Here is a 16,021-nt window from a genome sequence, read left to right as displayed (position 1 = left end):
AATAGTTACCACCATGCTGCTGCGCCACGTTCGCTATTTCCTGGCCGTCGCCGACGCCGGCAACTTCACCCGAGCGGCCGAGGCACTCCATGTCTCGCAGCCGACACTGTCGCAGCAGATCCGCCAGCTCGAGGAATCACTCGGCGCGCCGCTGTTCGATCGCAGCGGCCGCACCGTGCGACTGACTGACGCCGGCGAGGCGTACTACGTGCACGCACGCCGCGCGTTGCAGGACCTCGAAGCGGGGCGACGCGCCATCCATGACGTGGGAGAACTCACGCGCGGCAACCTCCGGCTGGCGATCACGCCGACGTTCACGCCCTATCTGGTGGCGCCGCTGATCGTGGCGTTCAACTCGGCGTATCCGAATATCACACTGAGTCTGCGCGAAATGCCGCAAGAGCGCGTGGAACCGTTGCTGGCCGATGACGAGGTCGATATCGGCATCGCCTTCGACGATATCCACCTGCCCGACCTGGACGCCACACCGTTGATGGAGGAACCGCTGGCCTACATGGTCGGCGCCACACACGCGCTGGCACGGCGACGCACGGCACTGCGCGCCGACGTGCTCGCGGCGCAGTCCATGGCCATGCTGACGCGGGAATTTGCCACGCGGGGCTATATCGCCCGCTACTTCGGGGCGTTAGGGATCGAGCCGCGCATCACCTTCGAGGCCAACTCGGTCAGCGCCGTGCTTGACGCCGTGCGCAGCGGACGCCACGCCACGGTGCTGCCGGCGGCCATTGCCGCCGGACATCCGGATCTGCGCGTCCTCAAGCTGGAACTACCGCTGCCACCGCGCCATGCCGCGCTACTGCAACGGCGTGGCGCCTATCGCACCGCCGCGGCGCGCGCGTTCGTGGCATTTGCGCTTGATGAGGTCAGTCGTCGGGGGTCCCCAGCGCACGGTTGATCCGCAGCGCCACCAGCGTTCCCACCACTCCTGACAGCAGATACAGACTAACCGCGACCAGACCGAACAGCGACGACAGTCCCAGCGCCACCAGTGGCGCAAACGCGGCGCCGAACAGCCACGCGAAATCGGTCGTCAGCGCGGCGCCCGTATAGCGATAGCGGGTCTCGAAGTTCGACGTCACCACGCCGGCCGCCTGCCCATACGACAACCCCAGCAGACCGAAGCCGATCAGGATGAACAGGTTCTGACCGGTCGCGCCGCCATCGAGCAGCCACGGACTGAACAGGCTAAAGATGCCAATCAACACGGCCATTGTCGCCAACGTGGTACGCCGGCCGATGCGGTCGGCAAGCCATCCGGAGATCAACGTGCCGATGAACGCAATGACCGCACCCACGATCTGGACCGCGAGCACGTCTGTGATGTTCTGCGTCTTGTGCAGGCTCACCCATGACAGCGGAAACACGGTGACGAGGTGGAACAGCGCATAGCTGGCCAGCGCCGCGAACGCGCCGAGGAAGATGTTGAAGCCCTGCGCATTGACCATCTGCAGCGTGCTGATCGGCTCGAGTTCATCCTCCTCGAGCAGTCGGGTGTATTCATGCGTGACCACCAGGCGCAGCCGCGCGAACAGCGCCACCACGTTGATGGCGAAGGCCACATAGAACGGATACCGCCACCCCCAATCGATGAACTCTTCCGGCGTCAGGCTCGAGCGCAGGAACAGGAACAACGCACCCGCCACGATGAAGCCAGTCGGCGCGCCAAGCTGCCCCACCATCGCGTACCACCCGCGCTTGTTTTCCGGCGCATTGAGGGCCAGCAGCGACGGCAGGCCATCCCACGATCCACCGAAGGCAATGCCCTGCAGGAAACGGAACAGCGCCAGCAGGTAGATGGCCGAACTGCCGATCGACGCGTATGACGGCAGAAACGCGATACCCACCGTGGCGGTGCCGAGCAGGAACAGCGAGGCCGTCAGCTTGATGCCGCGGCCCCAGCGCCGCTGGATTCGCATGAACAGCGTCGTCCCAAACGGCCGTCCGATGAATGCGAAGGAGAAGATCGCGAAGCTGTAGAGCAGACCGGCCAGCTCGCTCGCGAACGGGAAGTAGACCGATGGGAAGACGAGCACCGAGGCGATGCCGTACGTGAAGAAGTCGAAGTATTCGGAGGCGCGCCCGATCACCACGCCTGTGGCGATCTCGGCTGGCGCCACGTCATGATGACCGGGAGCCGGAGGTGCAGTGGGCGACGCGCGATGCTGGTGGGACAGACTGGCCATCGTGGAGTCTCCTTGATGTGCGAGAGGAGGATGTCGTACTGCACTTAAAGTCCCGCAATCACAAGAATAGCGCCTAAACTGCAACTGGAAATCGAAAGATCGTTGGGGCCACCCCAATGCGACGTTAACCAGACGCCACTTCCGAGACCATGCCACGCTTCGATGCAGCAGTGACACCCATCAGGGTGACGGGAAGGTTGCTTTTGCGTTGTACCGCAATCGCGCTATTGGCGAGTCTGGCCGGGTGCAATGCTGTGCTGCTTTCGCCATCCGGCGATATGGCCATGCGCCAGCGTGACCTGATCATCATCGCCACATGTCTGATGCTGCTGATCATCATCCCGGTGATCTTCCTCACGTTGCTGTTCGCGTGGCGATACCGAGAGAGCGCCCCCGATTCCCCGTACAACCCCGAGTGGGACCACTCCACGGTGCTCGAACTGGCGATCTGGGCCGCACCGCTGCTGATCATCATCGCGCTCGGCGCGGTGACCTGGGTCAGCACCCATCAGCTCGATCCCTACCGGCCACTGACACGGCTCGACGAAGGTCGCCCCGTTTCCGCCGAGGTGAAACCGCTCACGGTGGAAGTCGTGGCGCTGGACTGGAAGTGGCTGTTCCTGTATCCCGAACAAGGCATTGCCACGGTGAACGAACTGGCCGCGCCGGTCGATCGCCCGATCGCCTTCCGGATCACCGCCACCTCGGTGATGAACGCCTTCTTTGTGCCTTCGCTGGCCGGCATGGTCTACGCCATGCCTGGCATGGAAACCAAGCTCCATGCAGTGATCAACAAACCCGGCGTCTATGACGGCTTCTCGTCCAACTACAGTGGCGCGGGCTTCTCGCATATGCGGTTCAAGTTCCACGGCATGTCGGGCGAGGACTTCGATCGCTGGATCGCGCAGGCCAAGTCATCGGGCAGCACCTTGTCGAAGGACGTCTACCTGAAGCTGGCCCAGCCCAGCGAACGTGAGCCGGTGCAGCGCTATGCGAGCGTGGCGCCCGAGCTCTACGACCTGATCCTGAACCGTTGCGTGGATGGCGGCGCCTGCATGGCCGACACCATGGCGCTCGATCGCAGCCGCGGCAAGTTCGACCCGTCCGGCGAAATCTGCACGGCAAGCAACACACCGGTCGATTCGCCGCTGTTTGCGCCGGACGTCGTGCTCAACGACGGTAGACGACTGCTGCGGTGAAGCGGGGATTCGCCCCCATTTTCCCGGTTCCCGCCAATCTTCATCGGTCAATTTTGGCCAACACAGGCCCAGGTGACAAACATGCCCGAGCGCTCCGAACTCGCCAACCTGATTTTCGGCCGACTGTCATGGGAGGCCATTCCCTACCATGAGCCGATCCTTATCGCCACCTTCGCCGCCGTGGCGATAGGCGGACTGGCACTGGTGGCGCTGCTGACGTACTTCCGCGCGTGGGGCTATCTCTGGCGAGAGTGGTTCACCAGCATCGACCACAAGAAGATCGGCATCATGTACATCGTGCTGGGCATCGTGATGCTGCTGCGTGGCTTTGCCGACGCGGTCATGATGCGGATGCAGCAGGCCGTCGCGTTCGGCGACAACGCCGGGTTCCTGCCACCTCACCACTACGACCAGATCTTCACCGCGCACGGGGTGATCATGATCTTCTTCGTGGCCATGCCGCTGGTCACCGGGTTGATGAACTTCGTCATGCCGCTGCAGATCGGCGCGCGCGACGTGGCATTCCCGTTCCTCAACAACTTCAGTTTCTGGATGACGACGGGCGGCGCGATTCTGGTCATGATGTCGCTGTTCGTGGGCGAATTCGCGCGCACCGGCTGGCTGGCCTATCCTCCGCTGTCGGGCATTCTCCACAGTCCCGACGTCGGCGTCGATTACTACATATGGGCGCTACAGATAGCGGGGGTGGGGACGCTGTTATCAGGGATCAACCTGCTGGTCACCATCGTCAAGATGCGCGCCCCTGGCATGACGCTGATGCGGATGCCGATCTTCACGTGGACGTCGCTGTGCACGAACGTGCTGATCATCGCCGCCTTCCCGGTACTGACCGCCGCGCTGGCGCTGCTGGCGCTGGATCGCTACGCCGGCACGAACTTCTTCACGGCCGATCAGGGCGGCAGCGCGATGATGTACGTGAACCTGATCTGGATCTGGGGTCACCCCGAGGTCTACATCCTGGTATTGCCGGTATTCGGCGTGTTCTCGGAAGTGGTGGCCACGTTCGCGCGCAAGCGCCTGTTCGGCTACGCGTCGATGGTCTATGCGACGGTGGTGATCACCGTGCTCTCCTACCTGGTCTGGCTGCACCACTTCTTCACGATGGGCTCCGGCGCCAGCGTCAACTCGTTCTTCGGGATCACGACGATGATCATCTCGATTCCGACCGGCGCCAAGATCTTCAACTGGCTGTTCACGATGTACCACGGCAAGATCCGCTTCGAGCCACCGATGCTGTGGACGGTCGGCTTCATGGTCACATTCGTGATCGGCGGCATGACCGGCGTGCTGCTGGCGGTGCCTCCGGCGGACTTCTCGCTGCACAACAGCCTGTTCCTGATCGCCCACTTCCATAACGTGATCATCGGCGGCGTGCTGTTCGGGCTGATGGCCGGCATCACGTACTGGTTCCCCAAGGCATTCGGCTATCGCCTGGTGTCATCGTGGGGCAAGGCGTCGTTCTGGTTCTGGTTCGTCGGCTTCTACTTCGCGTTCATGCCGCTGTACTGGCTCGGCCTGCTCGGCGTGACCCGCCGTATGAACCATTTCGACGATCCGTCGCTGCAGATCTGGTTCCAGATCGCCGCGTTCGGCGCGCTGCTGATCGCCATCGGCATCGCCTGCTTCCTGATCCAGCTCGTGGTGAGCTTCATGCGCCGCGAGGAGCTTCGCGACACCACCGGCGACCCTTGGGGCGGCCGCACGCTCGAGTGGTCGACCTCGTCGCCGCCGCCTCAGTACAACTTCGCATTCACGCCGGTCGTGCACGACACCGATGCCTGGTGGCACATGAAACACAACGGCTTCCAGCGACCGGAGCAGGGCTTCATCCCGATCCACATGCCGAAGGGCACGGCGGCCGGCATCGTACTGGCCGGGCTCTCCACGATATGCGGCTTCGCGTTGATCTGGCACATCTGGTGGCTGGTCATCGCGTCGTTCGCGGCCACGATCATTACAGCGATCATCCATACCTTCAACTACAAGCGCGACTACTACATTTCGGCAGAGCAGGTGGTCCGGACTGAAGCGGCGCGCACCCAACTGATGGCCGGCCATGGTTGACACGACCCTACCCCTGCACGCGCACGGCACGGCCGATGCGGACCAAGCGCCCCCCGGCGGCTATCAGTTCTACCTGACCGAGGAGGTACATCCTCAGAACGGCACGCTGCTCGGGTTCTGGCTCTACCTGATGAGCGACTGCCTGATATTCGCGTGCCTGTTCGCCGCCTACGGGGTGCTGGGGCGCGAGTACGCGGGGGGACCGAGCGGCGCCGAGCTGTTCGAGCTGCCACTGGTGGCGCTGAACACCTCGTTCCTGCTGATATCGTCGATCACGTATGGCTTCGCCATGCTGCAGATGCAGCAGAACCGTGTCGCCAGCACGCAGATCTGGCTGGCCATCACCGGCGTGTTCGGCGCGGCGTTCCTCACGGTGGAACTCTACGAGTTCGCGCACCTGATCCATGAGGGAGCCGGCCCGCAACGCAGCGCTTTCCTGACGTCGTTCTTTTCGCTGGTGGGCACGCACGGGCTGCACGTGACGTTCGGCATCATCTGGCTGATCGTCCTGATGACGCAGGTGGCGCGGCACGGACTGATCACGGCGAACAAGCGCAGGCTGATGTGCCTGTCGATGTTCTGGCACTTTCTCGACGTCGTGTGGATCGGCGTCTTTACCTTTGTCTACCTGATGGGGTCGCTGCCATGAGCGCGCAAGACCACGCGATGGACGGCCACGGGCATGGCCACGAGCACGAAGAGGAAGTGGGGCCGCACGCCACGCTGGGTGGCTATCTGACGGGCTTCGTGCTGTCGGTGTTCCTGACAGCGGTGCCGTTCTGGCTGGTGATGGGCAAGGTGTTCGAAAAATCGTCCACCACCGCCATCGCCATCCTGCTGATCGGCGCGGTGCAAATCGTGGTGCACATGATCTACTTCCTGCACATGAACGCCAAGTCGGAAGGCGGCTGGAACATGCTTTCCCTGATGTTCACGCTGACACTGGTCGTGATCACGCTGACCGGATCGCTATGGGTGATGTTCCACCTGAACAGCAACATGATGCCGCAGATGCGGCACACGCAGCAGGCAGCGGAATCGGGTGGCACGATCGTGCCACCCAGAACCAAATAGCGAGATAGCCGGGGGACGTCAGGCGGCCAGGCGGAACGTCGCCACCGCTTCCTTGAGCCGCTGGGCCTGCTCTTCGAGCGATCCCGCGGCCGCCGCAGCCTGTTCCACCAGCGCCGCGTTCTGCTGCGTGACGGTGTCCATCTGCGTCACGGCCTGATTGACCTGCTCGATGCCGGCGCTCTGCTCGACCGACGCCGCGCTGATTTCGCCCATGATGTCGGTCACGCGCTTCACCGCGCTGACGATCTCTTCCATCGTCTGGCCAGCCTGCGCCACCAGTTGCGAGCCACGTTCGACGCGATCGGCGGAATCTCCGATCAATGACTTGATCTCCTTGGCCGCCGTCGCGCTGCGCTGCGCGAGGCTGCGCACCTCACCCGCCACTACGGCAAAGCCCCGGCCCTGTTCCCCGGCGCGCGCGGCTTCAACTGCCGCGTTCAGCGCCAGGATGTTGGTCTGGAACGCGATGCCTTCGATCACCGAGATGATCTCGACCACCTTGCGTGAGGCGGCATTGATCTCGTCCATCGTGTGCACCACCTGACCCACCACCTCGCCGCCTTGCGTGGCCACGTCGGAGGCATTGACCGCCAGGCCGCTGGCCTGCTTCGCGCTGTCGGCGTTCTGGCGCACGATGCTGGTCAGTTCCTCCATGCTCGACGCGGTCTCCTGCAGCGACGATGCCTGCTCTTCCGTCCGTTGCGAAAGGTCGGTATTGCCGGCGGCAATCTGGCTCGTGCCGGTGGCAATCGCCTCGGTGCCTTTGCGCACTTCCTTGACGATGCCAAGGATGTTCTCGTTCATCTCGCGCAGCGCTGCCAGGAGCTGGCCGGTTTCGTCACGGCTGTCCACGTCGATGCGGCCGGTCAGGTCGCCAGCAGCCACGGTCCGGGCAAAGCCAACGGCACGATGCAACGGGCGCGTGATGCCGATGGTGAGCCACCATGCGAATGCCACACCAATTGCCAATGCGATCACGCCAAGCGCGATCAAACCATTGCGCGCGCTCTCGTAGATCCGGTTGATCTCTTCGGCCGTGGCGTCGATGGACGCGCGCTGGATGTCCAGCAGCTTCTGGATCTCAGCCAGGTAGGCATCACCGGCCGGCACGAACTCGTTCTCCAGCACCTTGACGGCATCCTCGGCCTGTCCTTCCTGCTTAAGCTTGGCGATCTTGTCGCGCGACTCGTTGTAGGGATTGCGTACGACCAGAATGCGCTCGAAGGACGCCTTTTCCGCGTCGGACGTCAGCATCGGCTTTATCTTGTCGCGCATCGCGGCAATCGTCTCGGCCGAGGTCTTGGTCTCTGCGGCGAAGAACTGGCCAAGCGAGGGATCGCTGCTGCGCGTGATGGCCGTGGTACGGCGCACGCTGGCGTACATCAGGCGATACCAGTCGCTGACGATGCGCTCCTTGGCGAGCGGCTGCTGCATCATCGCGTGCGTGCGGCCCGCGACATCTTCCAGACGCAGCACGCCCAGAACCGTCATGAATGTGGACAACAGCAAGACCACGCCGAAGCCGATGCCAAGGCGTACACCAATACCAAGATTCTTCATGCCTTCTTCTACCTGATTGACTGGTTGGCGGCTGACTGACCGCGCCCGGTGGCGGCCGATCACTGCTTTGCCTGCGGCGCAACTGGGTATGCGCTCGAACGGACATGGGGAAAGCTAACGGCAGTCAGTACCGGAACTTGAGAGAAATCAGGGATTATGCGAATTGCGGGCGCAATGCACCCGCGCTGGCGAATGGCAATAAAGCCGTGACGGCTGGCAGCAAGTCCGGCGGTCACGGCTTTGGGTCCTCGGGGTGGACACACGAAACGACTACTGAACCGTCAGGGCTCCGGTCCCATTGCAGCTCAGGCTGAGCTGGTTGCCAAAGTACTGGTCTGCACCTACCGATCCGAGAGCCATGTTGGCGGTCGGATAGTTCGTACCCGAGGTCGCGGCAAAGCCTGCGATCGGGGCAATCGACTTACCACCATCCGGGCCGAGTTGCGCAATGAGCGTCGTCGTGCCGGCAGCGTTGCACTTCACCTTGATCGCCACACCGTAGCTGCCGCCATTGTCGGATTGCCGGTCGCTGCCAGGCGTATAGAGCGACTGCCCGCCGATCGGCTTGCCGGCTTCCGTCCGGATGTCCAGGAGGCTGTTGCCTGTCTCGACAATCGCGTAGTAGCTGTTGTCGAACGGAATCGTGCTGCCACTGGCATCCACCTGGTGCGTGATGGCCGTACCGTTCTCGTCGGCAACCACAACGTAGAGATGGTAGTAGCCATCCTGGTCCACAGTCAGCCCACTGCCATTGCAGGCAGGATAGTCACAGATGTACGCCGACTGCATGACACCACGAAGATAGAGCGACACATCCGCGTTCTGACCCGGCTGAAGCAACGCCGCCGTTTCTCCCTGCGCCAGCACATAGCCTTCATTGTTCGGGATGCAGGGATCGCTCGACGCGCATGGCCCATTGACCTGGACGGCGCCGATCTTGTGCGTGCCGGGCACGGTGGCGTAGGTGGCGGCAATCGTGGCAACGGGCTGATTGCGGACATAGCTGATGGTCGACTGATACGAGAAACTGCCGCCGTTGGCGAGATTCGCGCTGCCGCTCGGTCCGGGGCCGGACGGCAGGTTTGCGGTTGGGAATGCCGCAACCTGTACGCCATCAAAGAACACCTTCACGTATCCATTGCTACCGCCGTCGACAAAGGTCGGCTTGAGCGTCGTGCCGGACTGGCTGCCCAAGGCCGTCGGCGTTCGCACGGTATTGCCGTCGCCATTCTTCAAGGGAATGCTCATCGTGACGGAGCCAGTAGCCGTTGGCTGCTGGGAAGTCGTTTGCGTGCCGGCTGTACTGGCGCTGCCACTACTGCTGCTGCCACCGCTGCCATCGCCTCCGCAGGCCGCGACGCAGAGCAATGCGGCAAGGGACAGATAACCGATCGTGTTCATTCTCATGGCTCGTTCTTTCTCCAGAAGCAGGACTTCTTGGTGTTGTCGCTCGCGATTTGAGCGAGCCCTGCTCTGCAATCGGTGTGCCAATCTGGTGCATGTCCGTGCGGATTTCCCGGAAACGGCGATGCCATGCGCGTTTCCGGCCGGAACACGCAATGTCTGAACATTGTCCGTAGGGTGATTTTTCAGCGATGCCGTGTTACGACGTTACGTAACGCGGTGTTGGGATTGACCCTGAATTGCCAAATGAATGGGCATGCACGCGCGAGCGCGTCGCCATGTTCAAACGCATGACGCCACGCTAACGAGGGGGAGCGCCATGCGCGAGTCCACTACGACTTCGCAGCGGGCGCGGATATAGGGCTGAAGTAGTACGGCACCAGTGAGAGCGCCACCACCACCACGGCGGAGAGAAAGATCGCCGAGTAGGTATGGGCCACGGGCCAGTCGCGCAGATGACCGACGTTGGCAATCAGGCCGAATCCCCACGACGTGAGCGCCGAGCCCAGGAACACGAACGTGTTGAGCAGACCGAGACCCCGGCCACGCGCAGGCGCGGGAATCAACGCACGCCCTTGCGCCATCACCAGCGGATGGAGCATGCCGATCGTCGACAGCAGCGCCATCATGCCAACGCCGCTGGCCACCCCTGCATCGGGCCAGATCGTCAGCGCGATACCACCGGCGGTCGCCAGGCATCCCCATATGCCAATCGCCGCCTTGAGCGAACTGCGGCGGACAAGCACCGGCAACGCAAACGCGGTGAGAAAGCCTGCCAGGCTCAGCAGCATCAGCGCCATCCCGCGCGTGCCGGCCTGGAGGCCGAACACATCGGCCAGATACGGACCGCTCCATGCATTACGAAAACCGGTGCCGGCGGACATCGCCACGCATAGCGGAATCAGCGTCCATAGCGGCCAGTATCCGAGCAGCTTGCCGCTCTCGACCAGCATCGCGCTCATGGGCGCCTGACGCGCCTGCTCGTGACCGTCATCACGAACAAAACGCCATACGCCGTAGCACGCGACCACCATGCAGACCGCCGCAAGTGCCATGGCGGGGCGCCAGCCGACATGCTGCGAAGCCCAGCCCAGCGGGGCCGTGGCGCAAAGTGCCCCGATCATGCCCAGCGCATTCGAGCGGCTGCCCACACGCATGTACTGTCGCTCCGAAAGCTGTTCCGACGCATAGTGCAGCAGGCCCATGAACACCGGCGCGCAGGCCAGCCCAAGGCCCATCTGCACCAGCATGGCCATGCCAGCATTGGGCGCGACCACGAAACCGATTGCCGACACGGCGCCGACACCGAGCAGCACGGCCGTGGGGCGGCCTACGCCGTAGCGGTCGAAGGCGATGCCTACGGGGATCTGCGCGACGGCGAAAGCGAGGAAGAAGCAGGAAGATAGCGCGCCAAATCCCGCCGGGGACAGTCCGAAGTCATGCTGCAGTTCGGGCGCGATAACGGCGAGGCAGCTTCGATAGAACTGACTCAGGATGAATGCGAACGTCAGCAGGGCGATGCCTCGCGACGTGTTTGTCTCCGCGGCTGCGGCGGTGCTTTCCTGGTGGAAAGTCGTATTCACTTTTGTCTCTTGCTGGAGGGGCTCGCGGGCTATTCTACGCGGGCGCGTCCCTTGTAAGACGTCAGACGAAATGGTCGGCGGAAACAAAGCGGCGAATATCGGCCATTTGTGCAACGGTCATCACCGCCACGTTCTGGCAGGCAGAATTTTTCGGCTATCGCCCGGGCTGCGCCCGGCCCAGCTTGCAGCCGCGATCCAGAAAATCGCTGGCATGGCCGTTTGCGCCGCCCGCCTTGTCGACGGGTTCATCGACCACGACAAAACCGGCCTGGCCCTGCAAGGGACGCACATAGCCCAGGAATACGCCCCGGTCGGCGATCTTGCCGTCGACGCCGAGGTCCTCGCGCACCACGTCGAACGGGTCCACCGCAAGAACCGGATCGTCCGAGGGAATCAGCCTGACACGCACGGGCTTGCCGCGAAACGTCAGGCTGCGCCACTGCCTGTCGAAAGCGCTATTGGCAAGGAAGTCGCGCGCGCTTTCGCTGATGCAATCCAGATGAATGTGAAGCTGATCCTGGCTGCGCGCCGCCCTCGCGTTGATGGCCAGCCCCAGAAGGGTATCCGGCAGCGCGCGGCCAATGGCCTTGCCCACGGTGTCGCGCGCGGCCCAGCCGAAGGCCCAGGCATTGTGCTCGCGATCGGACCAGACACGCGCGTCGTCGACGCCGCTGACCGGCCGCACGGGAATGACAAGGTAATGCGAGGCGCCAATCATGTCCTTGTAGAGGACAAAGCCCCGCTGTCGATCAACGATGACGCAATCGGAATGTGTGGGCGTAGCCGGTGTCAGGCAGCGCTCCTGGACGTTCTTCCAGAGGCTGTCGCGCGAAAATCCGCCGACCATGCGTTCGAGCAGGCCAGTGTCGGCACAAGCCTGCCCCGACGCAACCAGCGCCAGACACCACAGCAGCAGGCGTTTCACGGCGTCATGGGGGCGCTGGAATCAACGCGCGGTGCGTCCGCCGTAATACGTGCCGTTGCGGGGATTCGATACCTGATAAGCATGGTTGCGCGCCCAGCGCTGGGCGGCGAGAAATGCTTCGGGTTCACGTTGACTCCACGCACTGACCATCAGCGGCGAGGCATCTTCCTCGGTATTGAGGTAGACCGCCGCGCGATGAAGTGCAGCTCGGTCAGGAGCTCCGGGAATCGTCGTGGTTCGAATCGTCACACGCATCAATACAATCCTTGAGGCCCAGATTCAGGAAATTATGCATAAGCGCCCATGACATGGGAATGACCTCGATGCAGTAGTTTTGCGTAGGTGGACGGTTCTTTCCCCTTGCTGGCCAGACGGCCGCGTCAGGCCTGGCTTTGCGGGTAGGCGCGGATTCCTCGGGCGTGGCGTGCGCGCCACGCATGTACCGCACAGGGAACTCGGACGGATCTGCGCCTGAGGCAGGACACTGCCTTGTAGCCAAGGGAAAACACTGATCCCAACTACGCGCAAGAGAAACAGCATACCTGACAAGCAGCGCCATCATCAGGAATTCGCCGCATCGGCGCGCCGACACCCGGGACAACGCGCCGATGGAGTGCTTCTTCAGGACTATGCCGAATCAGCTTTCGATCTTGAAGTTGGTTTCCTTCACCACTTGCTTCCAGCGATCGGTTTCTGCCTGGATCTCCTTGCCAAACGTATCCGGCGTGCTGTTGGCCATGACATAGTCATACTGCTTGAGCTTGGCGACCACGTCCGGCATCTGTTTTGCTTTTTCGACGTTCTGCGCCAGCGCGGTGACGATCTCCTTGGGCGTCCCTTTGGGTGCCAGCAGCCCTGCCCAGGAATTGAACTCCATGTCCTTGATACCCAGTTCCTTGAACGTAGGTACGTCTGGAAAAGACCCGGCGCGCTGCGGCAGAATAACCGCCAGCGCCTTGACGCGACCCGCCTTGATCAACTCCACTGCGGCAAAGGAGTCGAACGAAAAATCGACTTCCCCCGAAGCCACGGCCTGCATTTGAAGGCTTGTCCCTTTGTATTGCACGTTGGTGACATTCGGTGCGTCGATCACGCGCTTGAACTGCTCGGTGATCAGGTTGATCATGCTGCTGCCGGACGAGGCCGCGAGCGGCTTGTCCGCTTTCCGGGCCAAAGCAATCAAGTCGGCCATGTTCTTGACCGGCAGATCCTTGCGCACGATGACAATAAAGCCGACATCGCACACCCGCGCCACCGGCGCAAAACTGGCCGCCGCCTCATATGGGGCCTTGTAGATCACGGGGCTTAGCGTTTGGGCGCCAGCAGTGTTGAACAACAGCGTATAGCCGTCTGCCGCGGCACGTGCCACCTCGCCCGTACCGATGATGCCGTTGGCACCCCCCTTGTTCTCGATCACGAACGAGGCCTTCATCAGTTCCCCCACCTTTTGCATGATGAGGCGAGCGACCACATCGGTCGTGCCCCCAGCGGCAAAGGGCACGATCACGCGCACTGGTTTATTCGGGTATGCCGCTTGCGCGTAAGCCCATCGCGGCAGGCTACTTACAGCGGCGGCTCCCACCAGGCTCGTCAGGAATTGGCGACGTTGGATACTGAGATTGTTCATGCTTTGTCTCCTTAGTACCGGTTATCCGGCCCGATGTGTTGTCATTTGAGAGAATGCATCACCTCACCGAGGTTCGGTACTAGGTTTAATACGCGCAGGCTTGGCAGGGCCAGGTTGAGGCCAGACGAGTTCGTCAGCTTTGGCGGATACAATGCGCCGTCCCATTGTGCGATCACCATGCCATGCCAAATCCGAACCGGGCCTTTCTGCTCGGCCCGCTGCTGAAGGGGGTTTCCCGTTCGTTCTACCTGACGCTTCGCATCCTGCCCGAGGGCATGCGCGACCCCGTCGGTCTGGCCTATCTGCTGGCACGCGCCGCGGACACCATCGCGGATACCTCGCTGATTCCGCCCGCGCAACGACTAGACCTGCTGCTGGCGCTACGGCAGCACGTCAACGGCACGCAGAACGACGGTTCGCTCGCGCAACGGCTGAGCGCGGAAGTTGCCAGCCAGCAAACCCAGTCCGACGAGAAGGTACTGCTGGAATCGATCGGCCCCGCGCTTGGCGTGCTGAGCCAACTCGATGCTTCTGATCGCACGGCTGTCCGCGGTATCGTCGATACGCTGACCGAAGGCATGGAATTCGACCTGCGCACGTTCCCCGACGAGCGCTCGGGCCAGGTGGCCGCGCTGCGGACGATGGACGAGCTCGATCGCTACACGTATCTCGTGGCCGGTTGCGTGGGGGAGTTCTGGACCACGATGACCTATGCCCACCAGCCGGGCACGCTGACGGCGGCGCCCGAGACGATGCTGCGCCGAGGTGTCCGCTTCGGCAAGGCATTGCAGATGGTCAATGTGCTGCGTGATTGCGGCAAGGATCTGCGCATCGGCCGGTGCTATCTGCCGACCGAGGTCCTGGAACGACATGGCATGACGCCACGCGACCTGATGGACCCGGCCAATGCGCTGCGCGCGCGGCCAATACTGGACGAACTGCTGCATGTCTCGCTCGCGCATTTCCGCGAAGCGATGGCCTATACGTTCGCGATTCCGCGCACGGCGATCCGGTTGCGGCTTGCCTGCCTGTGGCCGATCCTGATTGGCCTGGAGACGCTGCAGCTATTGGCCGGCAACAAGGCCTGGCCCGACCCGGCGCACATTTCGAAGATCCCGCGCGGCAAGGTGTACCGGGTGCTGGCGCGAAGCACGGCAACGGTCATGTCGGACACGCTGCTGCGGCGCTGGATGGAAGACCTGATCGCGCGGATCGAGGCCAGCCTCGACGGTTCCACCCGATAGACGCTGCTTCGTCGGCAGCTTCAGCCCGGGACATCGCCCATTGCAAAGGCGAGGTTTCGCGTCACGCGATCATGCTGCTCGCGCGGCAGGCGTGGATCGGCAAGCAATTCCCGGCAGAGCCGCGCGCTTTCATCGCGTTCATTGCACCAGTACAGCGCGATCGACAGCTCGTCACGCGCGCGCCAGTCATAGACGGTCTGATCCATGAAGAGCCGGTCATCGGGCTGGGCGATGCCGGTGGCAACACGCGCGAAGTCGCGTGCCAGGACATGGCGCTGCCGCAGCCTGAAATAGCGCGCGAGCTCGCAAGGCGCTTCGGCCCGTGTCGGCCGGTAGTTGTAGGCCTCCAGGTAGGCGTCGACGATGTCCCCGGGCGACGCTCCGCCGCCCTCCTTCAGCACCGCCATCTGCAACATCGAGTAATAGACTTCCTCGTCCCACCCGCCCATGGTGGCGCGGTTCGCATAGGCGGCAATGGCCTTGTCCACCAGACCACCGTCGCGATAGCTCTGGGCAAGATAAAACTGGTAACGCGTATTGCCGGGATCGGCTGCGAGTGCCTTCTCCAGTATCCCTGCGTCTTCCACGAACTTTCTGCCGCTCACGCGCCGCGCGCCGTCGTCGCCGATGCGATAGATGGCGTTCTTCAAGGTGTCGCGACTATACGGACGGTTGCAGTCGATGTATTCGTGGGTCACGCCCGTATAGAAGAACCCGTGGCCCAGCCGGATCAGATGTGGCTGGCTGTAGGTCAGCGAGCGAAACTGGACGACCAGGTCATAGCAGTCGGCGGTCAGTTCGCCGAAGTCCGAAGCCTCGATGGTATCGTCGGCATCGATCAGCAGCGCATAATCGCCGTGCTTGGCCGCCAGCGCGAGCGCTTCATTGCGGTTGGTCGAGAAATCCACCCATGGACGTTCGATCAGTTCACCCGGCAGGTCGCCGAGCGTATTGCGAATAATGTCCTGCGTCCCGTCGGTCGACCCCGTATCCGAAATCGCCCAGGCGTGAATGTGCGGGCGCACCGCGCGCAAACAGCGCTCGATCACGGCGGCCTCGTTCTTGACGATCATCGACAGGCAGATTCGCATTGGCTTTGGTTCTCGGGGGAGACAG

Annotated in this window: 14 protein-coding genes; 6 read left to right on the top strand and 8 right to left on the bottom strand. The window is 62.7% G+C overall.

All coding sequences use genetic code 11. From position 1 onward, the window contains the following. Positions 1-13: 13 nt before the first annotated feature. Positions 14-916, top strand: coding sequence for a transcriptional regulator CynR (cynR, locus tag K6G35_RS20840; RefSeq protein WP_008643188.1), 903 nt, complete (start codon positions 14-16; stop codon positions 914-916). On the opposite strand, the gene K6G35_RS20835 is transcribed toward cynR, so the two are convergent. Then, positions 885-2,204 carry an MFS transporter gene (locus K6G35_RS20835; protein ID WP_008643186.1) on the bottom strand — a complete coding sequence of 440 codons (1,320 nt, stop codon included), beginning with the start codon at positions 2,202-2,204 and terminating at the stop codon, positions 885-887. The two genes, cynR and K6G35_RS20835, sit on opposite strands and share 32 nt — an antisense overlap. A gap of 149 nt (positions 2,205-2,353) precedes the next feature. On the opposite strand from K6G35_RS20835, the gene cyoA reads away from it, so the two are divergent. From cyoA to cyoD, 4 genes are all read left to right on the top strand, one after another. Beyond that, on the top strand, positions 2,354-3,403 hold the full coding sequence (gene cyoA / locus K6G35_RS20830) for a ubiquinol oxidase subunit II (RefSeq protein WP_040010907.1): 1,050 nt from the start codon (positions 2,354-2,356) through the stop codon (positions 3,401-3,403). 81 nt (positions 3,404-3,484) lie between these two features. Continuing rightward, positions 3,485-5,488, top strand: a complete 2,004-nt coding sequence (gene cyoB, locus K6G35_RS20825) for a cytochrome o ubiquinol oxidase subunit I (RefSeq protein WP_008643182.1) — start codon at positions 3,485-3,487, stop codon at positions 5,486-5,488. Beyond that, positions 5,481-6,137: a cytochrome o ubiquinol oxidase subunit III gene (cyoC, locus tag K6G35_RS20820; RefSeq protein ID WP_008643180.1), complete on the top strand. Its 657-nt coding sequence runs from the start codon at positions 5,481-5,483 to the stop codon at positions 6,135-6,137. The genes cyoB and cyoC overlap by 8 nt, the downstream gene beginning before the upstream one ends. Beyond that, positions 6,134-6,562, top strand: coding sequence for a cytochrome o ubiquinol oxidase subunit IV (cyoD, locus tag K6G35_RS20815; RefSeq protein ID WP_008643179.1), 429 nt, complete (start codon positions 6,134-6,136; stop codon positions 6,560-6,562). Before cyoC ends, cyoD begins: the two co-directional genes overlap by 4 nt. Positions 6,563-6,580: 18 nt before the next feature. Here cyoD and K6G35_RS20810 read toward each other — a convergent pair whose 3' ends face one another. The 6 genes from K6G35_RS20810 to K6G35_RS20785 form a co-directional block, all read right to left on the bottom strand. After that, on the bottom strand, positions 6,581-8,122 hold the full coding sequence (locus K6G35_RS20810) for a methyl-accepting chemotaxis protein (protein WP_008643177.1): 1,542 nt from the start codon (positions 8,120-8,122) through the stop codon (positions 6,581-6,583). A gap of 270 nt (positions 8,123-8,392) precedes the next feature. Beyond that, on the bottom strand, positions 8,393-9,523 hold the full coding sequence (locus tag K6G35_RS20805) for a hypothetical protein (protein WP_035882747.1): 1,131 nt from the start codon (positions 9,521-9,523) through the stop codon (positions 8,393-8,395). A 335-nt stretch (positions 9,524-9,858) separates the two neighbouring features. Next, positions 9,859-11,109, bottom strand: coding sequence for an MFS transporter (locus K6G35_RS20800; RefSeq protein WP_008643169.1), 1,251 nt, complete (start codon positions 11,107-11,109; stop codon positions 9,859-9,861). 154 nt (positions 11,110-11,263) lie between these two features. Beyond that, positions 11,264-12,034 carry a CDP-diacylglycerol diphosphatase gene (locus K6G35_RS20795; protein ID WP_008643168.1) on the bottom strand — a complete coding sequence of 257 codons (771 nt, stop codon included), beginning with the start codon at positions 12,032-12,034 and terminating at the stop codon, positions 11,264-11,266. Between the two features lie 21 nt (positions 12,035-12,055). Then, positions 12,056-12,289 carry a hypothetical protein gene (locus tag K6G35_RS20790; RefSeq protein WP_008643166.1) on the bottom strand — a complete coding sequence of 78 codons (234 nt, stop codon included), beginning with the start codon at positions 12,287-12,289 and terminating at the stop codon, positions 12,056-12,058. Between the two features lie 382 nt (positions 12,290-12,671). Continuing rightward, positions 12,672-13,661: a Bug family tripartite tricarboxylate transporter substrate binding protein gene (locus tag K6G35_RS20785; RefSeq protein ID WP_008643164.1), complete on the bottom strand. Its 990-nt coding sequence runs from the start codon at positions 13,659-13,661 to the stop codon at positions 12,672-12,674. A 182-nt stretch (positions 13,662-13,843) separates the two neighbouring features. Between K6G35_RS20785 and K6G35_RS20780 the strand changes: the two genes are divergently transcribed. Beyond that, entirely contained in the window at positions 13,844-14,905 is a 1,062-nt protein-coding gene (locus K6G35_RS20780; RefSeq protein ID WP_495676953.1) for a phytoene/squalene synthase family protein, read from the top strand. Positions 14,906-14,925: 20 nt separating this feature from the next. Here K6G35_RS20780 and K6G35_RS20775 read toward each other — a convergent pair whose 3' ends face one another. After that, positions 14,926-15,996, bottom strand: coding sequence for a tetratricopeptide repeat-containing glycosyltransferase (locus K6G35_RS20775; RefSeq protein ID WP_035882755.1), 1,071 nt, complete (start codon positions 15,994-15,996; stop codon positions 14,926-14,928). Positions 15,997-16,021: the final 25 nt, after the last annotated feature.

The sequence above is a fragment of the Cupriavidus sp. HY129 genome (genome assembly GCF_059492215.1).
The sequence above is the reverse complement of the archived record's forward strand: the minus strand, read 5'-3'. Positions and strand labels throughout refer to the sequence as shown.

What these genes read in the sequence shown, in the direction of transcription:
- cyoC (WP_008643180.1), top strand. Translation starts at nt 5,481, where the DNA reads ATGGTTGACACGACCCTACCCCTGCACGCGCACGGCACGGCCGATGCG.
- cyoB (WP_008643182.1), top strand. Translation starts at nt 3,485, where the DNA reads ATGCCCGAGCGCTCCGAACTCGCCAACCTGATTTTCGGCCGACTGTCA.
- K6G35_RS20780 (WP_495676953.1), top strand. Translation starts at nt 13,844, where the DNA reads ATGCCAAATCCGAACCGGGCCTTTCTGCTCGGCCCGCTGCTGAAGGGG.
- K6G35_RS20805 (WP_035882747.1), bottom strand. Translation starts at nt 9,523, where the DNA reads ATGAACACGATCGGTTATCTGTCCCTTGCCGCATTGCTCTGCGTCGCG.
- K6G35_RS20785 (WP_008643164.1), bottom strand. Translation starts at nt 13,661, where the DNA reads ATGAACAATCTCAGTATCCAACGTCGCCAATTCCTGACGAGCCTGGTG.
- K6G35_RS20790 (WP_008643166.1), bottom strand. Translation starts at nt 12,289, where the DNA reads ATGCGTGTGACGATTCGAACCACGACGATTCCCGGAGCTCCTGACCGA.
- cyoA (WP_040010907.1), top strand. Translation starts at nt 2,354, where the DNA reads ATGCCACGCTTCGATGCAGCAGTGACACCCATCAGGGTGACGGGAAGG.
- K6G35_RS20775 (WP_035882755.1), bottom strand. Translation starts at nt 15,996, where the DNA reads ATGCGAATCTGCCTGTCGATGATCGTCAAGAACGAGGCCGCCGTGATC.
- K6G35_RS20835 (WP_008643186.1), bottom strand. Translation starts at nt 2,204, where the DNA reads ATGGCCAGTCTGTCCCACCAGCATCGCGCGTCGCCCACTGCACCTCCG.
- K6G35_RS20810 (WP_008643177.1), bottom strand. Translation starts at nt 8,122, where the DNA reads ATGAAGAATCTTGGTATTGGTGTACGCCTTGGCATCGGCTTCGGCGTG.
- cynR (WP_008643188.1), top strand. Translation starts at nt 14, where the DNA reads ATGCTGCTGCGCCACGTTCGCTATTTCCTGGCCGTCGCCGACGCCGGC.
- cyoD (WP_008643179.1), top strand. Translation starts at nt 6,134, where the DNA reads ATGAGCGCGCAAGACCACGCGATGGACGGCCACGGGCATGGCCACGAG.